The 23,482-nt window shown below is 55.1% G+C and carries 20 protein-coding genes and 1 tRNA gene; 13 read left to right on the forward strand and 8 right to left on the reverse strand.

The annotated features are described in order from the left end of the window. Window positions 1-567 precede the first annotated feature (567 nt). A tRNA-Phe gene (locus AC0Z7K_RS14795) sits at window positions 568-643 on the forward strand. Window positions 644-869: 226 nt separating this feature from the next. On the opposite strand, the gene AC0Z7K_RS14800 is transcribed toward AC0Z7K_RS14795, so the two are convergent. Further along, on the reverse strand, window positions 870-3,584 hold the full coding sequence (locus tag AC0Z7K_RS14800) for a cation-transporting P-type ATPase (protein ID WP_485615018.1): 2,715 nt from the start codon (window positions 3,582-3,584) through the stop codon (window positions 870-872). 268 nt (window positions 3,585-3,852) lie between these two features. Here AC0Z7K_RS14800 and AC0Z7K_RS14805 point away from each other — a divergent pair, with 268 nt between their 5' ends. The 3 genes from AC0Z7K_RS14805 to AC0Z7K_RS14815 are packed head-to-tail and all read left to right on the forward strand — an operon-like array spanning window position 3,853 to window position 8,989. After that, window positions 3,853-4,953, forward strand: coding sequence for an efflux RND transporter periplasmic adaptor subunit (locus AC0Z7K_RS14805; RefSeq protein ID WP_485615019.1), 1,101 nt, complete (start codon window positions 3,853-3,855; stop codon window positions 4,951-4,953). Next, the gene (locus AC0Z7K_RS14810) at window positions 4,953-8,015 is read left to right on the forward strand and encodes an efflux RND transporter permease subunit (protein WP_485615020.1); all 3,063 of its coding nucleotides are present in this window, start codon (window positions 4,953-4,955) and stop codon (window positions 8,013-8,015) included. The genes AC0Z7K_RS14805 and AC0Z7K_RS14810 overlap by 1 nt, the downstream gene beginning before the upstream one ends. Next, a complete protein-coding gene (locus AC0Z7K_RS14815) occupies window positions 8,015-8,989 on the forward strand; it encodes an acyltransferase (protein WP_485615021.1) in 975 nt (324 codons plus the stop codon). Before AC0Z7K_RS14810 ends, AC0Z7K_RS14815 begins: the two co-directional genes overlap by 1 nt. Here AC0Z7K_RS14815 and AC0Z7K_RS14820 read toward each other — a convergent pair whose 3' ends face one another. After that, the gene (locus AC0Z7K_RS14820; RefSeq protein ID WP_413527919.1) at window positions 8,990-9,538 is read right to left on the reverse strand and encodes a helix-turn-helix domain-containing protein; all 549 of its coding nucleotides are present in this window, start codon (window positions 9,536-9,538) and stop codon (window positions 8,990-8,992) included. A 98-nt stretch (window positions 9,539-9,636) separates the two neighbouring features. On the opposite strand from AC0Z7K_RS14820, the gene AC0Z7K_RS14825 reads away from it, so the two are divergent. Further along, window positions 9,637-10,305, forward strand: a complete 669-nt coding sequence (locus AC0Z7K_RS14825) for an AzlC family ABC transporter permease (RefSeq protein WP_485615022.1) — start codon at window positions 9,637-9,639, stop codon at window positions 10,303-10,305. Beyond that, window positions 10,302-10,625, forward strand: coding sequence for an AzlD domain-containing protein (locus tag AC0Z7K_RS14830; protein WP_413527917.1), 324 nt, complete (start codon window positions 10,302-10,304; stop codon window positions 10,623-10,625). The genes AC0Z7K_RS14825 and AC0Z7K_RS14830 overlap by 4 nt, the downstream gene beginning before the upstream one ends. A gap of 77 nt (window positions 10,626-10,702) precedes the next feature. Here the strand turns inward: AC0Z7K_RS14830 and AC0Z7K_RS14835 are convergent, their stop codons facing one another. After that, a complete protein-coding gene (locus tag AC0Z7K_RS14835) occupies window positions 10,703-12,064 on the reverse strand; it encodes an APC family permease (protein ID WP_413527916.1) in 1,362 nt (453 codons plus the stop codon). Between the two features lie 618 nt (window positions 12,065-12,682). Here AC0Z7K_RS14835 and AC0Z7K_RS14840 point away from each other — a divergent pair. Beyond that, entirely contained in the window at window positions 12,683-13,483 is an 801-nt protein-coding gene (locus tag AC0Z7K_RS14840) for a helix-turn-helix transcriptional regulator (RefSeq protein ID WP_413527915.1), read from the forward strand. 15 nt (window positions 13,484-13,498) lie between these two features. Here AC0Z7K_RS14840 and AC0Z7K_RS14845 read toward each other — a convergent pair whose 3' ends face one another. Next, window positions 13,499-14,137: a LysE family transporter gene (locus tag AC0Z7K_RS14845; protein ID WP_413527914.1), complete on the reverse strand. Its 639-nt coding sequence runs from the start codon at window positions 14,135-14,137 to the stop codon at window positions 13,499-13,501. After that, window positions 14,134-15,426, reverse strand: a complete 1,293-nt coding sequence (locus tag AC0Z7K_RS14850; RefSeq protein WP_485615023.1) for a hypothetical protein — start codon at window positions 15,424-15,426, stop codon at window positions 14,134-14,136. The genes AC0Z7K_RS14845 and AC0Z7K_RS14850 overlap by 4 nt, the downstream gene beginning before the upstream one ends. Before the next feature lie 159 nt (window positions 15,427-15,585). On the opposite strand from AC0Z7K_RS14850, the gene AC0Z7K_RS14855 reads away from it, so the two are divergent. From AC0Z7K_RS14855 to AC0Z7K_RS14870, 4 genes are all read left to right on the forward strand, one after another. Then, complete coding sequence (locus AC0Z7K_RS14855; RefSeq protein WP_413527912.1) at window positions 15,586-16,245, forward strand: DUF1345 domain-containing protein; 660 nt, start codon at window positions 15,586-15,588, stop codon at window positions 16,243-16,245. Between the two features lie 153 nt (window positions 16,246-16,398). Further along, the gene (locus AC0Z7K_RS14860) at window positions 16,399-17,217 is read left to right on the forward strand and encodes a transporter substrate-binding domain-containing protein (RefSeq protein ID WP_485615024.1); all 819 of its coding nucleotides are present in this window, start codon (window positions 16,399-16,401) and stop codon (window positions 17,215-17,217) included. After that, a complete protein-coding gene (locus AC0Z7K_RS14865) occupies window positions 17,217-18,041 on the forward strand; it encodes an amino acid ABC transporter permease (protein WP_413527910.1) in 825 nt (274 codons plus the stop codon). Before AC0Z7K_RS14860 ends, AC0Z7K_RS14865 begins: the two co-directional genes overlap by 1 nt. A gap of 27 nt (window positions 18,042-18,068) precedes the next feature. Further along, window positions 18,069-19,199: an aminotransferase class I/II-fold pyridoxal phosphate-dependent enzyme gene (locus AC0Z7K_RS14870; protein WP_485615025.1), complete on the forward strand. Its 1,131-nt coding sequence runs from the start codon at window positions 18,069-18,071 to the stop codon at window positions 19,197-19,199. On the opposite strand, the gene AC0Z7K_RS14875 is transcribed toward AC0Z7K_RS14870, so the two are convergent. Next, window positions 19,200-20,081, reverse strand: a complete 882-nt coding sequence (locus AC0Z7K_RS14875; protein ID WP_413527908.1) for a LysR family transcriptional regulator — start codon at window positions 20,079-20,081, stop codon at window positions 19,200-19,202. Between the two features lie 116 nt (window positions 20,082-20,197). Between AC0Z7K_RS14875 and AC0Z7K_RS14880 the strand changes: the two genes are divergently transcribed. Continuing rightward, window positions 20,198-21,730: an MFS transporter gene (locus tag AC0Z7K_RS14880; protein WP_485615026.1), complete on the forward strand. Its 1,533-nt coding sequence runs from the start codon at window positions 20,198-20,200 to the stop codon at window positions 21,728-21,730. Here AC0Z7K_RS14880 and AC0Z7K_RS14885 read toward each other — a convergent pair. Both AC0Z7K_RS14885 and AC0Z7K_RS14890 read right to left on the reverse strand, forming a co-directional pair. Continuing rightward, the gene (locus AC0Z7K_RS14885; protein ID WP_485615027.1) at window positions 21,709-22,485 is read right to left on the reverse strand and encodes a YdcF family protein; all 777 of its coding nucleotides are present in this window, start codon (window positions 22,483-22,485) and stop codon (window positions 21,709-21,711) included. The genes AC0Z7K_RS14880 and AC0Z7K_RS14885 overlap by 22 nt on opposite strands. 256 nt (window positions 22,486-22,741) lie before the next feature. Beyond that, window positions 22,742-22,873, reverse strand: a complete 132-nt coding sequence (locus AC0Z7K_RS14890; RefSeq protein WP_485615028.1) for a hypothetical protein — start codon at window positions 22,871-22,873, stop codon at window positions 22,742-22,744. A gap of 37 nt (window positions 22,874-22,910) precedes the next feature. Between AC0Z7K_RS14890 and AC0Z7K_RS14895 the strand changes: the two genes are divergently transcribed. Beyond that, window positions 22,911-23,456, forward strand: coding sequence for a Csu type fimbrial protein (locus tag AC0Z7K_RS14895; RefSeq protein ID WP_413527904.1), 546 nt, complete (start codon window positions 22,911-22,913; stop codon window positions 23,454-23,456). The last annotated feature ends 26 nt before the right edge of the window (window positions 23,457-23,482 follow it).

Below are 23,482 nucleotides of genomic sequence, written 5' to 3' on the forward strand. Positions count from 1 at the left end.
GTGACGTGACGATGCCGGTGCGGCAAGGTGGTGACAGTTGGCGTTTCAGGCTCAGCCACGTCTGATAGACAACAGTAAAATCAGAGCAGTCGGTGAATTCTCTGTTTTTAATAATGCCTACAGCGGGCAAACGGTAGCCTTACCGCATGAAAGGATCTGCAAAAGGAGGAAAACTGAAATCGTGGCGTTTACAGCACCCGGAGATCATCATCAGATGTTTTCTGCGCTTAGAGAAAAACCGTAAAGCGCGATGTGATAAACCAGCCATGCCGCAACCCTCTTGAGCTGTCGCGTGAAAACGGGAACGGGAGTTGTTTAATAAATCGGCGCAATAATGTCATCTTTTTACCCCCTGTTCAACCCTGAACATAGCGCCAAATTCTTACAGAATGCGACACCGCCGGAGCGCGAATTTTCTCAGGCCGCAGAGGCTTTCGTGGCTCTGTAAATACGTTGAAGGGAAAACCGGCAAATCGTTGTAAAAAACATCACTCGAGTGACCAACCCGCCGTTTGTCATAAAAACCCGTTGACGATACATGCCCAATACGGTTTAATGCGCCGCGTTGCCCGGATAGCTCAGTCGGTAGAGCAAGGGATTGAAAATCCCTGTGTCCTTGGTTCGATTCCGAGTCCGGGCACCATATTTAAAGAAACCAGCCTAACGGCTGGTTTCTTGCTTTCCGTGGTTCGGACTCTCCATCGAACTCCGTTCGATGACTCGCCTTAGCAGGCTCGCCCTGCGGGCCAACGGCAAAGCCGTTGTTCAAACGCCTGCGGCGTTAGTCCGAGTCCGGGCACCCTATTTAAAGAAACCAGCCTAACGGCTGGTTTTTTGCTTTCTGTGGGTACTGATTCTCCACAATTACATCATCCCGCCTTGCGCCATCCTCGGGTCAGCACCTTCTCTATCTCGACAATCACGAACAGCGCCACGCCTATCAGCAATCCGATTATCCAATAAATGAACGGCAGCGGACGCGTGCCGAACAGCGTATTCATCAGCGGGACGTAAATGATGATGGCCTGCAGGGTGAACAGCACGACGGTGACAATCCAGATGCCTTTGTTTTGCAGCAGCCCCCGGCTGAGAGAAAATTTTTCCGAATCGCGACAGTTGATCATGTAAACCCATTGCGCGGTCACCAGCGTCTGTAACAGCACGGTGCGGATAAATTCCGGTTCATAGCCACGCGGTTGCAGCCAGGCTTCCAGCATAAAGGCGCTGACAGAAATCAGTAAGCCAACGAACGCTACGCGCCAGATGGCGTATTTATCCATCACATGCGCACTGACATTACGTGGCGGACGACGCATTACGCGGCTTTCGGCTTTCTCAAACGCCAGCCCGAAGGAGAGCGTTGCGGAGGTCGCCATGTTCATCCATAAGATTTGCACGGGCGTGAGCGGCAGAAGGTTACCCATCAGGATAGCGATAATTATCAGCAGCCCCTGTGCAAGGTTGGTCGGCATAATAAACAGGATGGTTTTCTTCAGGTTATCGTAAACCCGGCGCCCTTCCCTGACCGCATTGGCGATGGTCGCGAAGTTATCATCCACCAGAATCATATCAGCAGATTCTTTCGTCACCTCCGTGCCTTTGATCCCCATTGCGATCCCGACGTTGGCCTGTTTCAGCGCAGGCGCATCGTTCACGCCGTCACCGGTCATGCCGACAATTTCACCGGTCTCCTGCAATGCTTTGACCAGCCGGAGTTTATGTTCAGGGCTGGTGCGGGCAAAGATGTCGAACTGCACGGCGGCCGTTCTGAGCTGTGCATCATCCATATGCTCGAGCTCGTAGCCGGTGATGGAGTTTTCGCTGTTGCCGATCCCCAACATCTTACCAATCGCCATCGCGGTTTCCTGATGATCGCCGGTGATCATCTTGACGCGGATCCCCGCCTGCTGGCATTCACCAATCGCGACAATCGCTTCAGGCCGCGGCGGATCCATCATGCCCGCAATGCCTATCAGCACCATGCCCTGATGCAACTCCGGGTGATCAAGTGAGGCCACCGGCTGATCGACCGGTTTCCACGCCGCCGCAACCATGCGCAGCCCTTCGCTGGCGTACTGTGTGATCGCCGATTCCCAGTAAGCCAGATCCAGCGGTTGCGCCCCTTCCGGCGTTTGCTGGAACTGACACAGTTTAAGCAACACGTCCGGCGCACCGGTCAGCAAGACCTGCGACTGACCGTTTTTCTCGCAGGCAATCGCCATGTATTTATAGAGCGAATCAAACGGGATTTTGCTGCTCACCTGATGCGAAACTTCAGGCAGACGCGCCTTGGCGGCCAGCACTTTGAGCGCGCCTTCAGTCGGCCCGCCGGTGATTTTCCAGTGCCCCTGCGCATCCTGCGACAGCGTGCTGTCATTACAGATATCCACCGTGCGCAGGAACTGCGTCAGCAGCGGCGAAGAATCCGCCGGTTGCGGGCTCACCTGCCCCGCGACGGTGAAACTCCCCGTCGGTTCGTAGCTGCTGCCCTCCACCGTCCAGACATTATCCGCCAGAATGACCGCTTTGACGGTCATCTCGTTCATGGTCAGCGTGCCGGTTTTATCTGAGCAAATGACCGACATCGCGCCCAGCGTTTCGACGGTCGGAAGCTTACGGATGATGGCTTTAGAACGCGCCATCGCCTGAACACCCAGCGACAGAATGATCGAAATAATCGCCGGTAACCCTTCCGGCACCGCCGCCACCGCCAGGCTGATGACCGAAAGCAGAAGCTCGCCGAATGGAATATCCCGCAGCAAATAACCGAAGATCAGCAGCGCCGCCATCATGAACAAAATAATGACGAAGATAGATTTCCCCAGTTTGTCGATCTGCACCAGCAGCGGCGTTTTGTTGTCTTCAATCGATGAGAGCATCTCGTTAATATGCCCGAGTTCCGTATGGCCGCCGGTGGCGAACACCACGCCGCTGGCCGTCCCGGAACTTACGGTAGTGCCTGAGTAGGCGAGGTTCTTACGATCGCCAATGGATTTCTCACCTTCCAGCGGGTCAGTTTTTTTCGAGACAACGGTGGATTCACCGGTCAGAATGGCTTCTTCAACACGAAGATTATGCACGTCGATCAGGCGTAAATCGGCGGGGATTTTGTCCCCTGGCCGCAACAGAACAATATCCCCCGGTACGATTTCATCCGTCCCCACGGTAACTTGTTGTCCGTTACGTAATACCAGTGCCTCACTGGACAGCATATTCTGAATGCTCTTCAATGATTTCTCAGCATTATTTTCCTGAATAAACCCTATCAGTGCATTAATAACTGCCACGGCTAATATGACCAGCGTATCCACCCAGTGCCCCATAATCCCGGTGACAACGGCGGCAGCCAGTAATATATAAATGAGAATATCTTTAAAGTGAGAGATAAACTTAATAAATAAAGACTTACCTTCTTTTTGCGGTAAAACATTCGGGCCATGTTGCCTGAGTTTATTCCGGGCTTCCTCTGCGGTGAGCCCGGAGAGACCGGACTGCAGCCCTGCGAGGCTTTCTTCTACGCTTAGTTGATACCAAAGTTTATCCGATGATGTCGGTTCCACAGAACGTGGCGTTGTATTATCCATAATTCTTTGACCCCTGAAATGGTTCACGAATAAAGAGAATAACGAACGAATTATCGTGCAGGTTTCTGGCAAGATGCGTAAAGCTGTATAAACTATAATATACCGTGTTAAATAGTGTTAATAAGCGGAACGGAAAATCAAATAAGCAAACAAAAACAATAACTCACTCACACCTTAATGAAACACAGACAGAATGAAATAAGTCAGCCGGGTGACAGAAAAAACCCTGCACATTCTGTTTGTATTTATTATTTTCACGGGTTGTTCAATGAGGGGAAGTATATTGAAAATTCGTTTTTCTCTCTCGCTGGTCATTGCGTTGCTGATAAGCGCCTGCGACCAGAAAACCCCTGAAGCGCCGGTATTACCGCGTCAGGTTAAAGTTGCCACGGCAGACGCGGTAAGCCTTGCCAGTACGCGGGTTTTTCCGGCGCGGATCCTGGCGGGTGATAATACGGAAATTGCCTTTAAACGCGCAGGTCAGCTCGATGCCTTAGACGTGCGCGAAGGGCAGGCGGTCAAACAGGGGCAAGTCCTCGCCCGACTTTCCAACAATGACGCCCGTCAGCGGCTTAACGATCGCCGCAGTGCTTCAACGCTGGCGCAGCGCCAGTTCGAGCGTTACCAAACCCTTGCCCGGCGACACGTGGTCTCACAGGCTGAGCTGGAAGTGCATAAAGCCAGCCGCGATTCTGCCGTCGCCGCCTTAAAAATTGCTCAGGAAGAGCTCAATGATTTGAATCTTATCGCGCCGTTCAGCGGCGTTGTCGCCAGACTGAACGTGCGTAATCATCAGGTCATCGCCGCCGGACAGCCGGTTGCCATGCTTAGCCGTTCAGATGTGCTGGACGTTATCTTCAGCGTGCCGGAAAACCTGTTCACCAGTCTGGATATCCGTAACGCGCAGTATCGCCCTCTGGTTCGTATCAATACCCTGCCCGGACGTGAATTTACCGCCAGCTATAAAGAACATACCGCCAGCAGCGAAGCCAATACCTTAACGTGGCAGGTTACGCTGACCATGCCGCGTCCTGAAAATTTCCCGGCAGTGGCGGGGCTCAGCGGCACGGTGACGGTCAATCCGGCTAACCTCGCGACCGCGACGCCTGATAATACGCTGGTGATCCCGGTGGAAGCGGTCTTCAACCCGGACAGCCAGCAGCGCAACGAAGCACATGTCTGGGTGATCGCCGGAGATGGCGACAAACTGCACGTTGAGGACAGAAAGGTGGCTGTGGGGGAACTGACGTCGCGAGGGATTGAAATCACCAGCGGACTGGAGAAAGGAGAACGGGTGGTGGCGGCCGGCGTGGGTGAGTTACACGCACAACAGCCGGTGCGCATCTGGACGCGGGAACGGGGTCTGTAATGGGGATCAACGACAGTTTCATCAATAACCCGACGCGGGTGTGGCTGGTGATCCTTCTGCTCGGCGTGGGCGGGCTGATCGCGTTATTCAACATCGGGCGGCTGGAAGATCCGGCGTTTACTATCAAAACCGCCGTCGTTTCGGTGCAATATCCCGGCGCGTCGTCGCAGCAGGTGGAAGAAGAAGTCACACTGCCGCTGGAGAACGCCCTGCAACGCCTGCCTTACGTCGATAATATCACCTCGATTTCCGCCGTCGGCTTATCGCAAATCACCGTCAATATCGATTCCCGCTATCACTCTTCTGAGCTGCCGCAGATCTGGGATGAGCTGCGTCGCAGGGTCAACGACGCCACGTTGCAGTTTCCGCCCGGCGTCAGCCCGCCGTTTGTTAACGATGATTTCGGCGACGTGTACGGCTATTTTTTCTCGATTTATGGCGACAGTTTTACTAACCCTGAGTTGCGTAAATATGCTGAACAACTGCGCAGGGAACTGGTGCTGGTACCCGGCGTCGGCAAAGTCGCGATTGGCGGCATCATTCCTGAGCAGGTGACGATCGAAATTTCCCGCGCACAAATGGCGGCGTACGGCGTCACGCTGGCGCGGCTGGCGGATGTGCTCAACCGGCAAAATATCGTCTCTGATGCAGGCAGCATGACCGTCGGCAGTGAGTCGATCCGCCTGCATCCCACCGGCGGATTTCAAAACATTGATGAGCTGAATAATGTGCTGATAAGCCCGGCGGGCTCGACGCACAGTATTTATCTGCGCGATATTGCCGTCATTTCTCAGGGTGTCACCGATCATCCGGGTAATATTTATCACGCCAATGGCCGTAACGCGCTAACCCTCGGCGTTTCATATATTCCCGGCGTCAATGTGATGAATATCGGTCACGCCATCGAAGCCAAAATGCAGGATCTGCAGGCTGATAAACCCGCCGGGATCGAGCTTAAAGTATTCTACGATCAGGCCGCCGAAGTTAAAAAATCCGTCGACGGATTTATCATTAACTTCCTGATGGCGCTGGCGATTGTGGTCGGTACTCTGCTTATCTTCATGGGGCTGCGCAGCGGTATTATTATTGCGGTTTCTCTCGCGCTGAACGTGCTCGGTACGTTGCTTATCATGTATTTGTCCGGCATTGAGCTTCAGCGTATTTCGCTGGGCGCACTGATTATCGCGCTCAGTATGCTGGTGGATAATGCGATTGTGGTGGTGGAAGGCGTGCTGATTTCCCGTCAGCAAGGCAATCCGCTGATGAACGCCATTTCGCATATCATCAAACGCTCTGCCCTGCCGCTGCTTGGCGCGACGGTCATCGCCATTCTGGCGTTTGCGCCCATCGGTCTCTCACAGGATTCGACCGGCGAATACTGTAAATCACTGTTCCAGGTGCTGTTGATTTCACTGATGCTTAGCTGGGTGACGGCGCTGACACTGACGCCGGTGCTGGTGAAATGGGCGTTTGCCAATATGCCGCTGGCGGAGAGGAAACCGGATGAGCAGGCTGACCCTTACGGCGGCTGGATATTTCGCGTCTACCGCTGCATGCTCAATGCGCTGTTGACCCGTCAGACGCTCACCCTTACCGTGCTGGCAGCGCTGCTGGTCGCCTCGGTCTGGGGGTTCAGCTTCGTGCGGCAAAACTTCTTCCCTTCTTCGAATACACCGATTTTCTTCGTCGATCTCTGGCTGCCTTACGGCACTGACATTAATTACACCGCAAAAGTCGCCAGAGAAATCGAAAAAAATATCAACGAACAGGAAGGCGTCGAAAATACCGTGACCACCATCGGTCAGGGCGGGATGCGGTTTATTCTGACCTACAACGGCCAGCGCCAGTATTCCAACTATGCCCAAATCATGGTGCGGATGGACGATCAGCGCAAAATCGCCGGGCTTGTCCAACGCACCGAGCAGAATATCCACCAAAACTTCCCCGAAGTGAATGCGCGGCTCAAACGCATTATGTTTGGTCCCTCAGGCGACAGCGCGATCGAGGTGCGGATCAAAGGGCCGGATCCGGATACTTTGCGCCATATCGCCAGTCAGGTGGATCAGATTATCCTCGATGACGGCGCTGCCGACGGCGTGCGCAACGACTGGCAGGAGCGCAGCAAAATGGTCCGTCCGACGTTCTCGCCCTACCTTGGCCGCGAGCTGGGCGTCGACAGGGGAGAAGTCGACAGTGCGTTGCAGATGAATTTCAGCGGCAGCACAGTGGGGATTTACCGTGACGGCTCGACGCTGATGCCCGTAGTCTTACGACCGCCGGCTGACGAACGGCTGGACGTGGATCATATGGCGAACATTATGGTCTGGAGCCAGACGCGTCAGCAATTTATTCCGCTGAGCAACGTGGTGAGCGAGTTCCGCGTCGAATGGGAAGATCCGCTCATCATGCGCCGTGACCGTATGCGTATGCTCACCGTACAGACCGACCCGGACGCGGCCACCGGTGAAACCTCCGGCGATATGCTGGCGCGCATCAAACCGAAAGTGGAAGCACTGCAACTGCCGCACGGCTACAGCATTGAGTGGGGAGGTGATGCGGAGAACTCCGCCGAGGCGCAACAGGGATTATTCACCACGCTGCCGATCGGCTTCCTGATGATGTTCATCATCACCGTGCTGATGTTCAGCTCGGTAAAAAATGCCATCGCCATCTGGCTGACCGTTCCTCTGGCACTGATCGGCGTCACCCTGGGTTTCCTGCTGACCGGTATTCCGTTTGGATTTATGGCGCTGATTGGCCTGCTCAGCCTGAGCGGGATGCTGATCCGCAATGGGATCGTGCTGGTCGAAGAAATCAATCAGCAGAAAAAGGTAAAAAGTCAGGCAGAAGCCATCGTGTATGCGGCGACATCGCGTCTGCGCCCTATCCTGCTGACCGCCTTTACCACCGTGCTGGGTCTCACGCCGTTGTTACTTGATGTATTTTTCCAAAGCATGGCCGTTGTTATCATGTTCGGACTGGGCTTTGCCACAGTGCTGACGCTTCTGGTTCTGCCTGTGATTTACAACTGTTTTCATCGTGAAGGACAACGCAGCAAATAATGAACACCACGGGACTCAATATTATTAAAACCCTCGGCTGCCTGACTGCCGTGACTTTTTTCACCGTGTACAACACGTATGACGATTACAACTATAACTACGACACGATTCTGGCTTTTCTGACCTTCATCTCGACCATTGCGACGCCGCTGTTTTTCGTCGTCAACGGTTATATGGACGCAGGTTCCTGCTCAGAGGAAAACACCTCCGAGTGGCAGATGAGAAAAATTCGCGCAATTTTAACCCTCTTTATTTTCTGGTTCACCGTCTATTACCTGTGGGAACCCTATCAGAAAGGGTATCTGATCCAGCCGTGGTTTATCTTCTCGCTGGTTGTTATCTATACCTTTCATCCGGTGGTGGAATGGCTGGCAAAGCGCACCGGCATACTGGCCTGCGTGACTGGCGCGTTACTGATTTTCTCCTTCGCCTACGACCTGCTGGCGCTCTATCATCCGCAAAATCAGGTCTTCTCCATCCCTGCGCAGTTCCGCATCTGGACGTGGATCCTTTACTATCTCACCGGCCAGTTGCTCTTCGACCACAAGATTTCACGGCTGTATGGCCGCCCGCGCGTGGCGGTTGCTGCCGCGATTGCCATTCCCTTTGTGTATATTTTTACCTGGATGTACGAAAAGCATTTTTTCTTTTCACTCTTCAAGGTCGAGCAAAACAGCTTCATTCTGACCGGTTCGCAGGTATACCTGCTGGTGGTGCTGATCATTATCGCGGCCAACGGTGTGAAAGCGGACGCCATAAAAAGGCCGGTTGGCGAAATGGTTGGCGCGCTCGGTAAAACCATGACCGGCGTTTATATCCTCCACTACAGCTTTTTCAATCTGCTGATCGAGTGGATCCCGATCCATTCCCTGACCGCCAAACTCTTTGTCATCCTGCTAACGTTTTTGCTTTCTGTGGCATCTTCCACGCTGCTGCTAAAAAACAAAGTGACCAGAAGACTGATTGCGTTTTGATCAGCTCTGCTCCGACACCAGTACCGCCATGGTGTCCGGTTCCAGCGCGCGGAAGATATGTTCCACGTCTGCCGGATAGGAAATATAGTCACCGGCGTTTAGCTCAACCGGCGATTCCACCAGACCGACCAGCGCGCGGCCCTGCGTGATAATGATGTGCTCGACCGAACCCTGCGGATGAGGGCTGGAGACGCGGTCAGCGCCCGGCTGGGTAGTCAGCAGATAAATGTCCCGACGTGCGCCCGGCGGGCAGGTGGCGAGCAGCACCGCTTTGTAATCCGCCAGCTCTGCGACCACCGTCGGGCCCTCGCCACGGCGGATCACCTGCATTTTATTTTGCTCAGGCTCCATCAGGCGTGCGAAAGGAATATCCAGTGCGACGCACAGGGCCCATAGCGTTTCTAAACTCGGGTTGCCGTTACCCGCCTCCAGCTGCGACAGCGTGGATTTCGCTATCCCTGCCCGACGGGCAACTTCCGCCAGTGACAGTCCGGTCCGCTGACGTTCACGCACCAGACCTTTTGAAATAACGCTGATAGGTTGTGACATTGCAGTCCCTTTTTATCTATAACGAACGATCGTTCGACTTGAAGAACGATTCAGATGCGTTCATTATAATGATTATTCGTTCGTTATGGGATTAAATTATGCGTCAGCGACTCTTTTCTCCGCTCGGAAATGATGTGGTGAAAGCCATCTTTCTGGTCTGTCTGGCCGACGGTCTGGTCGGTATTTCTTATGGTTCTCTGGCGGTTGCCGGCGGCTTCCCGCTATGGGTGCCTCTCACGCTCTCTTTGCTGGTACTCGCCGGTGCCTCGGAGTTTTTGTTTATCGCCATTGTCGGTGGAGGCGGCAGCCCGTTCGCCGCCGCGGCGGCCGGATTGCTGGTGAATGCGCGACATTTGCCGTTTGGTATTGCGGTCAAAGATCTGGTCGGCCATAAGCACCTTAGCTGGCTCGGCTGCCATATCATGAATGACGAAAGTGTGGTGTTCGGGATTTCCCAGCCGACGCATGAAAAGCGCAAAACGGCGTACTGGCTGTGCGGCGCAGGTATCGCGCTGTTCTGGCCGATCAGTGTTATCGCGGGCGCGTTTATCGGGCAATTTATTCCAGATATTAAGGCTATCGGGCTGGATGCGGTTTTCCCCGCCATTCTGCTGGCGCTGATATTCCCGGCACTGAAAAATCGCCGGACACTCATCCCCGCGTCGACCGGTGCGCTGATTTCGGTAGCGGCGGTGCCGTTCGTTCCCGCCGGTATGCCGGTGCTGTTTTCGCTGCTCGGATTACTGACCTGGAGAAATAGAAAATGACGCAGCAAACGCTCTGGGTTGCCGGTATTGCCGTGCTGGCCGCCGGAACTTTCCTGATGCGCGTAGCCGGTTACCGTCTGGGCTCGCGCCTGAATTTATCCCCTGCAACGCAGACGATGCTATCAGACTCAGCAACGACGCTATTGCTTGCGGTTGCCGCCACAACTGCGCTGTTTGAAGGCGCGCAGTTTGCCGGATTCGCCCGCGTGACCGGCGTCGGCGTGGCGCTGTTTCTAGCATGGCGAAAGGCGCCGCTGATCGTGATTATTATCGCGGCGGCAGTGGTGACGGCGTTCCTCCGGCTGGCAGGAATAGCGTGACAGAGGAAAAACAAAAAGAGCGACGCATTGTGAAATGAGTCGCTCTTTATTTTTAGCCACTGTATCTGCCGAAAGCCTTACGCTACATCCTCATACTGCGGCACCGGATTGCGGAAGCTTTTGGTCACGCAGGCCAGATAGACGAAACCGACCGCGCCCCAGATAAGCCCCAGGATCATCGAGCTTTCTTCCAGATTCACCCACAGTGCGCCCACCGTCAGCGCGCCGCACATCGGCAGGAACAGATACTGGAAGTGATCCATAAAGGTCTTGTTGCGCTTCTCACGGATCCAGAACTGCGAAATCACTGAAAGGTTAACGAAGGTAAAGGCCACCAGCGCACCGAAGTTAATCAGCGCCGTTGCAGTGACCAGATCGAAGTTAATCGCCATCAGCGCAACCGCGCCGACCAGAATCACATTAAAGGACGGCGTGCGCCATTTCGGATGAATATAGCCGAAGAAGCGTTTCGGGAAGACGCCGTCGCGGCCCATGACGTACATCAGACGGGAAACGCCCGCGTGTGCCGCCATGCCGGAGGCCAGAACGGTGATACTGGAGAAAATCAGCGCGCCGAACTGGAACGCCCTGCCCGCGACCTGCAACATAATTTCCGGCTGCGACGCATCCGGGTTTTTGAAGCTGGAGATGTCCGGGAAATAGAGTTGCAGGAAATAGGTTGCCGTGATGAAAATCGCGCCGCCAATGAGCGCCGTCAGGAAAATCGCCCGTGGAATAACGCGCCCGGCATCTTTGGTTTCTTCCGAAAGATTGCTGATACCGTCAAAACCGGTGAATGAGAAACACAAAATCGTCGCGCCGGTAATCAGCGGCACAGTATGCGTATTCTCACCCCAGAACGGTTTAGTGCTGGTCAGCGTGCCATAACCGGTGCCGTGATCAACGCCGTAAATCACCATGCCAGTGATCACCGTTATCAGGATAATCTGCAACACCACGACCAGCGTATTAATGTTGGCAACGGTTTTAATACTGCGCAGATTCGACAGGGTCATAAAGCCGACCAGCACCACGACAAATATCCACGACGGCACCGAAGGCACCAGCGCTTCAAAATAGATTTTTGCCAGCAGAATATTGATCATCGGCGCGAATAAGTAATCGAGCAAAGACGACCAGCCGACCATAAATCCGACCACCGGATGAATAGATTTTTGTGCGTAGGTGTAGGCCGATCCCGCCGAAGGATAGCGGCGCACCAGCTTGCCGTAGCTCAGCGCAGTAAACAGGACCGCAATCAGGGCGAAGGCGTAAGCGGTCGGCACATGGCCGTCGGTCAAACCAGAGACAATACCGAACGTATCGAACAGGGTCATAGGTTGCATATAGGCCAGGCCTATCATCACAACCGGAACCAGCGTAAGTGTTTTACGCAGCTCCACGCGGGAAGTGCTACCTGAGATGACGTTATCTGACATGATTTTTAATTCCCATGACGGAGAACGCCACATAAAGAGAGTGATGCACCATTTATGTTTCCTTGCGACATGACTGTCGGTATTTGAAAGTAAATATCTATCCGGTACGAAGCCCGGCCTCTGGTTTTTGAATGTTTTCTTGTAAGAAGAATGTGTTCTTAAATGACGTCAAAACGGGTTATCCCCGTTTTGCGGGGCGCATATTTTGCCTTATTAATAGCCGAAATGACAAGCCGTTGAAGGCCAAACGCAGGCAATAAATAAAATACGCAGCGAAATCTGGCACGTATTGCCACATTGCTTTTTCTGCGGGTTTATAAATTGTTTTTGGGATGTAAAACAAAAGGCGCTGGCGGGTTATTCGTTTTATAAAGCGGCGACAATGGCTATTAAAAAATAACGATTAAGCCTGTTGGTTAACATTTACGCCTCACAAAACCCGGCCGGCGCATCTCCGGAGAGGTATGGGCAAAATCCTAAAATTCCGGTTGGTGCGCTCTTTTACGTGTTCAGAGTTTACAAAAACCGGACATGTAGCAAGAATGAAAAGGATTTGATCGAAAAAATCGAAAATAAGAAATGCCTGCTTTTTCGCCGCAATGAATTCTGGGGTGTTACGTGTCTCTTTCAATTTCTGAATGGACGATGGCTAACGATATTGAGTGCTCGCATCTGACCGCGAGTAACTCCTCATTCCCGCGTCACACTCACGACGAATATGTGATTAGCGCCAATCTGACCGGTACGGAAGAGATCTGGCTGCACGGAAAAACCGAACTGGTTCGCGCCGGGGAAATCACAATTTATAATCCTTCGACCGTGCAATCCTCACTGTTTGGCGATGAGAAAGTCGAATTCCTCAGCGTACATATTCCCCAGTCGTTGCTGCGACAGGTCTCGGTTGATCACAATCTGCGTTCCGATCACTGCGCGCCGGTGCTGACCGAAGGCGTGCTCAGTAATCCGGCGCTGTTTTCCGCGCTGCGCCATTACAAACGCACCCTGAACGACGACGATCAGGAGCAAAACTTATTGTGGCTGCTGGGCGCGTTGCTGGAAGAACCGGCGAAAGAGCAGGAGCAGTCGCTGCGGCCTGTCACGCTGGCGCTGGATTTCATGCGCGATCACCTGACCCGCAAGATCCACCTCGACACGCTGGCGCAGGTCAGCGGGCTGAGTAAATTCCATTTTGTGCGGCTGTTCCGCCAGCACATCGGTATGCCGCCCTTGCAGTACCACATGCAGTTACGGTTGCTGGAAGCCCGCAATCAGCTGCGTAAAAACAACAATGCGCTGGACGTGGCTATCAGTCTCGGTTTTTACGATCAAAGTCACTTCATTAATACCTTCCGCAAAATGATGGGGATCACTCCCCATCTGTATTCGCAGTCGCTGCATGCCTGCGGTGTACGCAGTTAAGCGATCCATTGACGCCTATACCAAAATAAATTCGCGGTAACCGGAGATAACCACGTAAATGGCGAAATACGAGAAGATCGCCGCCGAGGCGACGTAGGAATATTTCAGCATTTTAGTGCCCAGCATTTTCCCGCCCCAGCTGCCGACGCAGCACAACACCACCGTCCAGAATACGCCAGCAATAAAAAAGCCGGTCAGGAACCATGAAGCATTCGCCGTACCGCCCTGCCCCATGCGGGAAATCAGCGCGCCGCCGACCGCCGCAAACCACAAGATCGCCGTCGGTGACGACATCGCCAGCACCACGCCGCGCCCGAAATTACGCATCACTGAGCGCGGCTGGCCGTTATCGCTGGCGGACATATTCTCTGCCGGTGCCAGCGCTGCCCGGATCATTTTGTAGGTAAACCACATCAGCATCAGGGAACCGCCGACCCACAACACCCAGCGTACACTCTGGTATTGCAGCAAAATCGTCATCCCTGCCAGCGCCAGCACCGCGTAAATCAGGTCACCGATACAGGTGCCGATCCCCAGCCAGAAACCGTGAAAATAGCCGCGCTGCATCGCCAGCGTGATCATCGCAATATTGGCGATGCCGATGTCCAGACACAACGACAGGCTGAGCAAAAATCCATTGGAAAACGGCATCATAGCGGGACTCGCTTGATCAGCTGGTTGTACTCGATCATGTCGTTAGTGGTGCCCAAACGCGCCATCAGGATCTCAACGTCTTCAGGGTTGGTGTGCGGGCAATGCTGCTGCATAAAAGCTTTCGCACGTTCAGTATCTCCACCCAGCAGTTCTTCGCTCATCAGCCGCGTCAGGCTGGCCATCTGGGTAAAGAACAGCTCAGGGTGAAAACCGATGGTCTCTGCCGACAGCTCAATGCAGCCGTGTTCACGCAAATAATTGAACTGGATCCAGGCCGCTCCGGCGTCGGGGTAACTCGACGGCCCCCGGCGCAGATAGCGCAGGATCTCGAGGAAGTAGATCCGCGCCAGCACGTTACGGTCGAGCTGCAATCCATCGGCGACCTGCGGCGTCAGGCACATCAGCAATCCGAACTGATCGGCCAGCGCTTCCTGCACCATCATCGATCCCCAGCGATCAATCTTGCTGAGCTTCGGAAATACATTTTCGTTACGCACCAGCGAATGCCCGAGATCGTGCCCGCGGAACCAGGCGATCAGATAACGCTGGCAAACGCGGCTTTCCGGTAAAACGTCTTCCGCCCAGCCGAGATTCGCGGCTTCGGTACGAGAAAACATCTCGAAGAGTTGCAGGTAGGTATTGGCAAATACCACGGTGCGTTTGACCGGCGAATACTTCAGCCCCTCGTCCTCCGGGAAGAAATAGGCAAAGTGTTTCGGGTAAGTGTTGGCTTCTCCGGCAATGCCGAAGAGGTTGATTATCTTGTACGCACAGCCCGGCAGCGCCAGCAGATCGGCAGCGATTTCTTTTTGCAGAAACAACAGGCTTTGCGGAAACAGGCTGTCCATCACGTCTGAGATTTCCTGCAACATCGGCGCGGGTTCGCCGAACCACGACGAGTAATAACTTTGTTTTGATTTTCCCACCCACGTCGAAGTCTTGCCGATGCCCAGCACAAGCTGCTGCTCATCAAGACCGGCAATTTGCGGCAGCACGGTTTTACTGCACGAATCATCCGCCAGCATTTCGGCGCGCAGGAACAGGCCGCGACGGGTATCAGGATCGTCAAACAGCGGCGCTAAGCGGAAACACTGGATCGCCATTTCCTCGCGCAGCGCATCGAGCAAACGGCTTTCGCAGGCGGCCTCCAGCTGATTGATGGCCTCGGTCAGACGCAGGCAATAGTGAATGGTTTGCACCGCTTTAGGATTGATATTTTCCGGGACATCCAGATCCATCATCGAAACCTGGTATGCCGTCGCAGACGGCCAGAATGACGTAGTAAACATGATTTCAAATCCTGAGTGCGGGTAGAGAGGTAAACTCACTACATCACTCCCGCCACACCGGGTATTGGAAGAAATTGCGCACCCGCTAAGAAGTGCCAAGCATGCGATCAGCGACTACAGTTGAGTCATCCGTTTCCTCTTTGCTAAGCGCTTAACACCATGAGCTTTTCTCTCAAACATTATCTGCAGGTGCGCTCCCGGTTGCTGATATCTGTTCTGGCCGGGGTGGGCTGTTTTTTTCTTCTGCCCGCCCATCTCGGGCTGTTACAGCGCCTGCTGATCGGCTGGAACGTGCTGGCGTGGCTGTATCTGTTTTTCCTGTGGTTTCGCATGCTGCGCACCGAGGCAAAAAATATTCCGCACATCGCCAAAACGCAGGATGAAAGCGCCACGCTGGTGCTGAGCATGGTGACGATCACCTGTCTGGTGAGCATTCTGGCGATCCTGATGGAGCTCGGTTCGCTCAAAGATCTGACCGGTACACCGCGCGCGCTGCATATTCTGCTGACCGCCACGACGCTTATCGCCTCATGGGCGTTACTGCCGACGTCTTTCGCCATGCATTACGCCCATCACTATTATCTGCGCCTCAGCAAAGACGTGACGCCGATGATTTTCCCTGAAAAGCCAGAGCAACCTGGCTACTGGGATTTCCTGTATTTTTCCTTCACCATCGCTGTGGCGTCGCAGACCGCCGACGTGGAAACCGGCACCACCGATATGCGCCAGATCGCGCTGTTGCAGTCGGTGATTTCGTTCGTCTTTAATCTGGCGATTTTGGGGTTGTCGATTAACGTGGGGGCGGGATTGTTAAACTAAGCGCACAAAGCAATTCACTGTTATCCGTGGAATTTTCCGCACAGAATACTATAAGCCATAAAACAGCGATTTTAGACTTCTATACGTCTAAAACTTAGTGTAGGTTTTTACAATATTTCCCCATTTTGGTTACGTTTAAGGAAAGATTTGCTTATGCGCACTTCGTTTGTTGCCCTGACACTCCTTGCCACTACGCTGTTTTCTGCCGCCACCTTTGCAGGCACCACGCTGGATCGCGTCACCAAAACCGGCGTCCTGCGCAATGCCATCGTCAACGATTATCCGCCATTTGGTTTTATCGATGACAATAACCAGCTGGCCGGTTTTGACGTCGACGTGGCAAAAGCCGTTGCACAGCGCATGGGCGTGAAGCTCGAACTGATCGCACCGGGCTGGGAAACCATCGTCGGCGGCAAATGGCAGGGCCGCTGGGATAGCTGTATTTGCTCGATGACGCCAAACACCGAACGCGCCAAAGTGCTGGATTTCCCGACGCCGTATTACAATTCCCCGGCAGTGCTGGTGGTGAATAAGAAAGATGACCGCATCAAATCCGCCGCTGACCTGAGCAACAAAAAGATTGGCGTCGGTATCGGTTCGACTTACGAAACGTATCTGCAAAAAATGCTGGTGATCCCCGGCAGCAAACCGATCGTCTTCCCGTTTGATAACGTGCAGGTCATTCCAAGCGATGAAGAAGTGGCGTTCCAGAATCTGGCGCTCGGGCCGGGCGTGCGTCTTGACGGCGTAGTCTCCGACTTAGCCACTGCCAATGCGCGTATCAAGCGTGCGCCGGTATTTAAAATTGTCACCGAGCTGTACGCCGAACCGAACTGGGTCGCAACCGATAAAGGCGACGCCGAGTGGGATAAGAAAATCGCTGACACCATTAAATCTCTGCGCGACGACGGGACGCTGGCCAAAATTTCCCAGCACTGGCTGGGCGAAGACATTACCCACGAGGTGCCGTAATGCCACAAATGCCGGACAGCCAGCCGAAGGTTGAAATGCCCGAACCCTGGCATCGTGCGCACGCGTTTACTTTCAAAACCGGGCTGACGTGGGTGATTTTGCTCAGCCTGCTGATCGGCACCTTCAGCAAGATGGGGCTGGACTGGAGCCTCATCAGCCAGAAATTACCGTTCCTGCTCGGCCTGCGCCTGTCGCCGGACGGCTTTATTCAGGGCGCGGCGCTGACCATCATGATCACCGCCTGCTCGATGTTTTTCTGCCTGCTGATCGGCCTGATTACCGCACTCGGGCGGATGTCCAATAACGCGCTGGCGTTTGGCTGCGCGACGTTTTACGCCTCGCTGTTTCGCGGCACGCCGCTGCTGGTGCAGGTGCTTATTATCTATCTGGCGCTGCCGCAGTTCGGGATTGTGCTTGGCGCGCTCAGCTCAGGCATTATCGCGCTGTCGATGAACTACGGTGCGTATCTGGCTGAAACCATCCGCAGCGGCGTGCTCTCGGTGCCGCGCGGTCAGCAGGAAGCTGCGCTGGCACTCGGCGTCTCGCGCTGGACGGTGGCCGTCCACGTCACTGCCCCGCAGGCGCTGCGCATCATCATTCCGCCTGCCGGTTCTATGTTTATCTCAATGCTGAAAGACTCCTCGCTGGTCTCGCTGATGGGGCTGTGGGAGCTCAACTTCCTGGCGCAATCGTATGGCCGCAGCACCTACCGCTACATGGAAATGCTGGCCACCGCCGCCGCGATTTACTGGATTATGTCGATTGTCTTAGAGCTGTTGCAAAGCCGCCTTGAACGCCGTTTTGCGCAGGGCCATCGCCGCTAATTTCGCCACTTTTATTACGGATACGCCATGTCTTTTCCTGAAGATTTTCGTTTAATCAGCTATCTCTCACGGCTGGAACACGCCGTCCGTTTTCCGCTTTCCTCTTCCTACCCTGAATCGATGAGCATCGATACGCTGTTTGAACTGGCGGGAAAAGAGCATCGCGCGCCGTTTATGCAAACGATGCTGGATTATCCGCCGCTGCGTGGTACGCCGGAATTGCTCGAAGCCATCGCCGCCACTTACCGGCAGGTAACGCCACAGCAGGTCATCAGCTTTGCCGGTGCCGACGAGGCCATTTACGCCAGTTTCCAGATGCTGCTCGAACCGGGCGATCACGCGGTGGTGATCACGCCAAATTATCAGTCGCTGGAAAGTGTGCCGATGTCGCGCTGCGACGTGACCGGCGTGGCGCTGGATGAGAATAACGACTGGGCGCTGGATACGGCAAAAGTCCGTGCGGCGCTGCAAGCGAATACCAAAGTGCTGGTGATTAATTTCCCGCATAACCCGACCGGTGCACTGATTTCGCGGGGGCAGCTGAACGAACTGATTGCGATGTGCCGCGAACGCGGGATCTGGATTTTCTCCGACGAAGTGTATCGCCTGACCGAGTTTGACCCGGCGGATCGCCTGCCGCAGCTGGCGGACGTTTACGAGCGCGGCATTTCGCTCAATGTCACCTCGAAAGCTTACGGACTGCCCGGTCTGCGCATCGGCTGGGTGGCCTGTCAGGACGACGCGTGGATGCAAAAGCTTGAACGCATGAAGCAGTATCTGTCGATCTGCAATTCCATGCCCGGCGAGTTCCTGACCACGATTGCGCTCAACGCCCGCGCGCCGATCCTCGAACGGGTGATGGAGCGCTCACGCAGCCAGCTCGCGGCACTCACCGCTTTTCTGGCGCGCTATCCGGACAGGTTCCGTCTCGCCGTGCCAAAGGCCGGTGTACTGGCGTTCCCGCGCTATACCGGGCCGGAAGGTGCAGAAGTCTTCGCCACAAGACTGGTGGAGGAAGCGGGCGTGATGGTCATTCCGTCCGTCACCTACGCCTCAGAGCTGAACCCGGTCTCAGAAGATTTCCTGCGCATCGGTTTTGGCCGCGCCAATCTGGAGCAGGCGCTGGTGGAAATGGGCAAATGGCTGGATAAACAGTGATCAGCACAGCACCTGTTTTTCCGTCAGAAAATCGATAAATACCCGCACCTTTGGCAACATATGGCGGCTGCTCGGCCAGACCACCGAGAACTTGCCGCCCTCTTTCAGGTGCGGCTCCAGCACAGAGATCAGTTCGCCGGAGGCCACATAGTGACGCACGATAAACTCCGGCACATATGCCAGCCCCAGCCCCTGCAACGCTGCCTGTAAAATGGATTCCAGATTATTGCTGCTCAGCGCCAGCGGCAGCTCCGGCGGGATCGGGCTGTTGGTTGCCCATTCCTGCCACTGACCGGTGCCCGGAAAACGGTAACGCAGGCAGGCGTGATGTTGCAGGTGTTCCGGTATCTGCGGTGCGGCATGTTGCGCGAAGTACTGCGGGCTGCCGACAATCGCAAAGCGAAAAGGCCCCAGACGGCGGGACATCATCTGTGAACTGATCAGCTCACCGCTGCGGATAGCGATATCAAACCCTTCATCGATCACGTCTACCATCCGGTCGCTGAAATCCAGATCCAGCTCCACCTGCGGATAACGCAGGCGGAATTCCGGCAGATGTGGCAGCAGGATCCGGTAACCGATGGCCGGTGCCGTGATGCGCAATTTGCCGCGCGGCACGGCGGAGATGCGCACCAGCTCCTGCTCGGCCTCTTCCAGCTGCGCCACAATGTTCTGGCAGCGCTCGAAAAATAGCTGGCCTTCATCGGTCAGGCTGATGCGCCGCGTGCTGCGGTTGAACAGCCGCACGCTGAGCTTTTCCTCCAGCCGCGCCACGCTTTTCCCCACCGCCGACGCCGAAATCCCCATCCGCTCCGCTGCCCCGGCGAAACTTTCGTTTTGCGCCGCACGTACAAATGCCAGTAATCCGTTGAGATTATCCATTTTTCCTCACTCCCTCATTCGAGCGTTTTAGTCCTGAATCATCGGACTTTAAGCCTGTTTCCGCCAGATTACCGACAATTTATCATCACTGCTATATACCACTACGGGGCACATTTATGAATACATCCTCAATGCATCCGGCGGGCAGTCTCAGGGTTCTGGTGACGGTTTGCATCGCGGCGGTGATCCTGCCGCTGAATTTTGTCAGCGGCGCGGTGGCGACGCCTGCCATCGCCCGCGAACTCGGCGGCAGCGCGCAGGCGCTGAGCTGGGTCACGAATTCCTTCATGCTGACGTTCGGCTGTTTCCTGATGGCCGCCGGTGCGCTGGCCGATGAAATTGGCCGTAAAAAAGTCTTTATCGGCGGGGTTTCACTGTTTGCACTGCTTTCCCTGTTGCAGGCGTTTAGCAGCAGTCTGCTGTGGATTGATCTGCTGCGCGCCGCACAGGGTGTCGCCGCCGCTGCCGCGCTGGCCGGAGGTGCCGCCGCACTGGCGCAGGAATTTGACGGCGCAGCCCGCACCCGTGCGTTCAGCCTGATGGGCAGCAGTTTTGGCGTCGGGCTGGCGTTCGGGCCGTTTCTCTCAGGCGCGCTGATCGCCCATTTCGGCTGGCGCGCGGTGTTCTTTTCCGCGACGGTAATTGCCGTGCTGGCGCTTATCACCGGCGCGTCAAAAATGCGCGAGACGCGTAATCCGCAGGCGTCCGGTATCGACTGGCCGGGTACGGTGTCTTTTACCGCCATGCTGGCGCTGCTGACCTGGGCGCTGATGGCCATTCCGCAGTACGGTCTTCGAAGCCCGCAGGTGCTGGCGCTGCTGGCTGGCGCCGCCCTGCTGCTGGGCATGTTTGTGTGGGTCGAACTGCGCGTGAGGCAGCCGATGCTGGATTTATCACTGTTCCGCTACGTGCGCTTTATCGGCGTACAGGCGCTGCCGCTGGCGACCGGATTCTGCTTTGTCGTACTGCTGGTGATTCTGCCGATGCTGTTTATCGGCGTGAAAGGGCTGAGCGAGGAACGTGCCGGGCTCATGATGATGGCGCTTTCCGTGCCGATGCTGGTGGTTCCGCTGCTGGCGGCGTGGCTGACGCGCTGGATCTCCGCAGGCGTGCTCTGTACCACGGGGCTGGTGATTGCCGCCGCCGGGCTGGGCTGGCTGAGTCAGGCGGTTCTGGCAGAAAACGTGACGGCGATGATCGCGCCAATGCTGTTGATTGGCCTCGGCACAGGCCTGCCTTGGGGGCTGATGGATGGCTTATCGGTGAGTGTGGTTCCGAAAGAACGCGCGGGGATGGCGACCGGGATTTTCAGCACCACCCGCGTGGCCGGTGAAGGAATTTCGCTGGCGATTGTCGGCGCGATCCTTGCCTCACTGAGCCACAGCGCGCTGGCGGCGCATTTTACCTCCGGCGACCTCAGTCAGGCAGCGCAGCGGCTGGCAACCGGGAATCTGACGGTGGCGCAGCAGCTGATCCCGCAGGCCAGCACGGCGCAGCTTCAGCAGTTATATACCGCAGCGCTGCATCCGCTACTGCTCTGCCTGATGGCGATCACGCTGTTTTCGGCGCTGGTGGTGTTGCTGGCGCTGAAAGGCAATCAACAGGAAAGCGAGGCCGCGCCCGCCGGTCAGAACGATCTGTCGCCGTAACCGGCTTCCAGTACCGGTAGCAGCCGGGCATAGGTTTCTTCAATCTCCGCCGGTATTTCCACACTCGCAATAAAGCCCGCCCCGCGCGGGCCATACCCGCCGGGTGCATTGCGCAGACGCGGAATTTCGCCCAGCAGCAAGGAGGCAAAACGCGGCAGCGACCACAGGCTTTGATTATCGCAACCGGCAAACCGCAGCCCGTCACCGTCCCGCTCAAGCTGCGGAATAAGCACCGGCCAGCTGGTGAAGGTGATATCCGGCCGGTCGCGCCAGACGTGACGGAAACTGGCGTCGGTACGCAGTTGCATCAGCGGATCCTGCGTCAGCAAGATGTGCGCAGATACATCGCCCGCCTGCCCGAGCACACGCCGCGCCTGCACGGCATTGTCGCCGCAGTTAGTGGAGCCAGTTTCCAGCAGCATTTGCTCTGGCAGCAAGTCGAAACACTGCACGCCGATATCTCCTAACACGTCGGCTTCGCTGCGGCCAGCCGTCGCAATGTGCTGATAACGCGGGTGCTGTTGCACGGCGTGATACAACAGCTCAGTTGAATGGCCGATACCTCCGGCGATCAGCAAACGTGAAACCCTGCCCTGCATCAGCGCCTGAAATGCGGCTTCGGCGGTGGGTAAAATGGCGTTTCCGAGCAGGATCAGCAGCGTTGGCTGGCCCGACGGGCCCTTTCCCGAGGTCTGGTCCAGAGAGAGAAATCGCGCCAGCCGGTTCATATCGTCAATCACAGCGTCAGAAAACATCACAGCCTCCGTCTGATAAAGATGATTATCATAAACCTATAACACTACTCAAAAAATGGTTAAAAAACCTCACCTGTCACATGAGGAACGCTAATCATTAAATATAAAAAATGTCATTTTATCGGGATAAAAATTCACTAATTTTGTTTTTATGGTGTTTTTATCCTTATTCTACAAAATCACGTAAAGATCTCCTTAAGGTAAATTTATTAACTTATATTTAACCTTAACGGCCGATTTCATCATGTTGTTTGGGTCAGGGATCTTTTCCAGGTTTGTGAGAAACACGAATCCCGCCTGTTTTGTCGCCGGTAATTGTTTTTTTAGCTGCTTTGATTGCTTTATGACCACCAGAGGATTTCCACATGCCGTTGCGAAGCGATGGCATGAATGCACACCAGTGTAAGCAGGTATTGGGAGTCATCATGGGCGAAAAAAATTCTTTATTACTGGCTGTTCTGGCCGCGGCAACGTTAACACTGACCGCAGGCGCACAGGCAGCCGGGACATTAACAGGGCAAGTGGGCGTTCAGTTGACCATCAGCACCGGTTGTACCGTCGGTAACGGCACCGCCACCGGCGGGACTAACCAGTGGGGTACTTTGAACTTTGGTAATTACGCGGATTTAACCAGCGTAATCAACGGAACAGTGCTTGGCGCCAACGGCACCAGCGCGGTGACCGTCACGTGTAGTACCGGTCTGAGCCCGACCCTCTCACTTAACGGCGGCCTCGCCGCAGCCGGCGGTTTGCGTACCATGACCTCCAGCGGCAACAGCATCCCTTATCGTCTCTATTCAGACACCGCACGTACCACCGAAATCGCGATCAACACGCCGATCACCCTCGGGACGGGCACCACTGCGCAAAACATTCCGATTTATGGTCGCGTACTGCCTGCTGACCAGACCAGTACTACACCGGCTGCGGGAACTTACAACGATACGGTCGTCGCCACCCTTGCCTGGTAATTCTCTGACACGTCAGGACTGAAAAG

The sequence above is a fragment of the Rahnella sp. 1L-D-7-B-C2 genome, assembly GCF_057290995.1.

Bases quoted from the DNA above. Each gene is read 5' to 3' on its own strand.
- AC0Z7K_RS14800 (WP_485615018.1), bottom strand. From the start codon at position 3,584: ATGGATAATACAACGCCACGTTCTGTGGAACCGACATCATCGGATAAA.
- AC0Z7K_RS14805 (WP_485615019.1), top strand. From the start codon at position 3,853: ATGAGGGGAAGTATATTGAAAATTCGTTTTTCTCTCTCGCTGGTCATT.
- AC0Z7K_RS14810 (WP_485615020.1), top strand. From the start codon at position 4,953: ATGGGGATCAACGACAGTTTCATCAATAACCCGACGCGGGTGTGGCTG.
- AC0Z7K_RS14815 (WP_485615021.1), top strand. From the start codon at position 8,015: ATGAACACCACGGGACTCAATATTATTAAAACCCTCGGCTGCCTGACT.
- AC0Z7K_RS14820 (WP_413527919.1), bottom strand. From the start codon at position 9,538: ATGTCACAACCTATCAGCGTTATTTCAAAAGGTCTGGTGCGTGAACGT.
- AC0Z7K_RS14825 (WP_485615022.1), top strand. From the start codon at position 9,637: ATGCGTCAGCGACTCTTTTCTCCGCTCGGAAATGATGTGGTGAAAGCC.
- AC0Z7K_RS14830 (WP_413527917.1), top strand. From the start codon at position 10,302: ATGACGCAGCAAACGCTCTGGGTTGCCGGTATTGCCGTGCTGGCCGCC.
- AC0Z7K_RS14835 (WP_413527916.1), bottom strand. From the start codon at position 12,064: ATGTCAGATAACGTCATCTCAGGTAGCACTTCCCGCGTGGAGCTGCGT.
- AC0Z7K_RS14845 (WP_413527914.1), bottom strand. From the start codon at position 14,137: ATGATGCCGTTTTCCAATGGATTTTTGCTCAGCCTGTCGTTGTGTCTG.
- AC0Z7K_RS14850 (WP_485615023.1), bottom strand. From the start codon at position 15,426: ATGTTTACTACGTCATTCTGGCCGTCTGCGACGGCATACCAGGTTTCG.
- AC0Z7K_RS14855 (WP_413527912.1), top strand. From the start codon at position 15,586: ATGAGCTTTTCTCTCAAACATTATCTGCAGGTGCGCTCCCGGTTGCTG.
- AC0Z7K_RS14860 (WP_485615024.1), top strand. From the start codon at position 16,399: ATGCGCACTTCGTTTGTTGCCCTGACACTCCTTGCCACTACGCTGTTT.
- AC0Z7K_RS14865 (WP_413527910.1), top strand. From the start codon at position 17,217: ATGCCACAAATGCCGGACAGCCAGCCGAAGGTTGAAATGCCCGAACCC.
- AC0Z7K_RS14870 (WP_485615025.1), top strand. From the start codon at position 18,069: ATGTCTTTTCCTGAAGATTTTCGTTTAATCAGCTATCTCTCACGGCTG.
- AC0Z7K_RS14875 (WP_413527908.1), bottom strand. From the start codon at position 20,081: ATGGATAATCTCAACGGATTACTGGCATTTGTACGTGCGGCGCAAAAC.
- AC0Z7K_RS14880 (WP_485615026.1), top strand. From the start codon at position 20,198: ATGAATACATCCTCAATGCATCCGGCGGGCAGTCTCAGGGTTCTGGTG.
- AC0Z7K_RS14885 (WP_485615027.1), bottom strand. From the start codon at position 22,485: ATGTTTTCTGACGCTGTGATTGACGATATGAACCGGCTGGCGCGATTT.
- AC0Z7K_RS14890 (WP_485615028.1), bottom strand. From the start codon at position 22,873: ATGCCATCGCTTCGCAACGGCATGTGGAAATCCTCTGGTGGTCATAAA.
- AC0Z7K_RS14895 (WP_413527904.1), top strand. From the start codon at position 22,911: ATGGGCGAAAAAAATTCTTTATTACTGGCTGTTCTGGCCGCGGCAACG.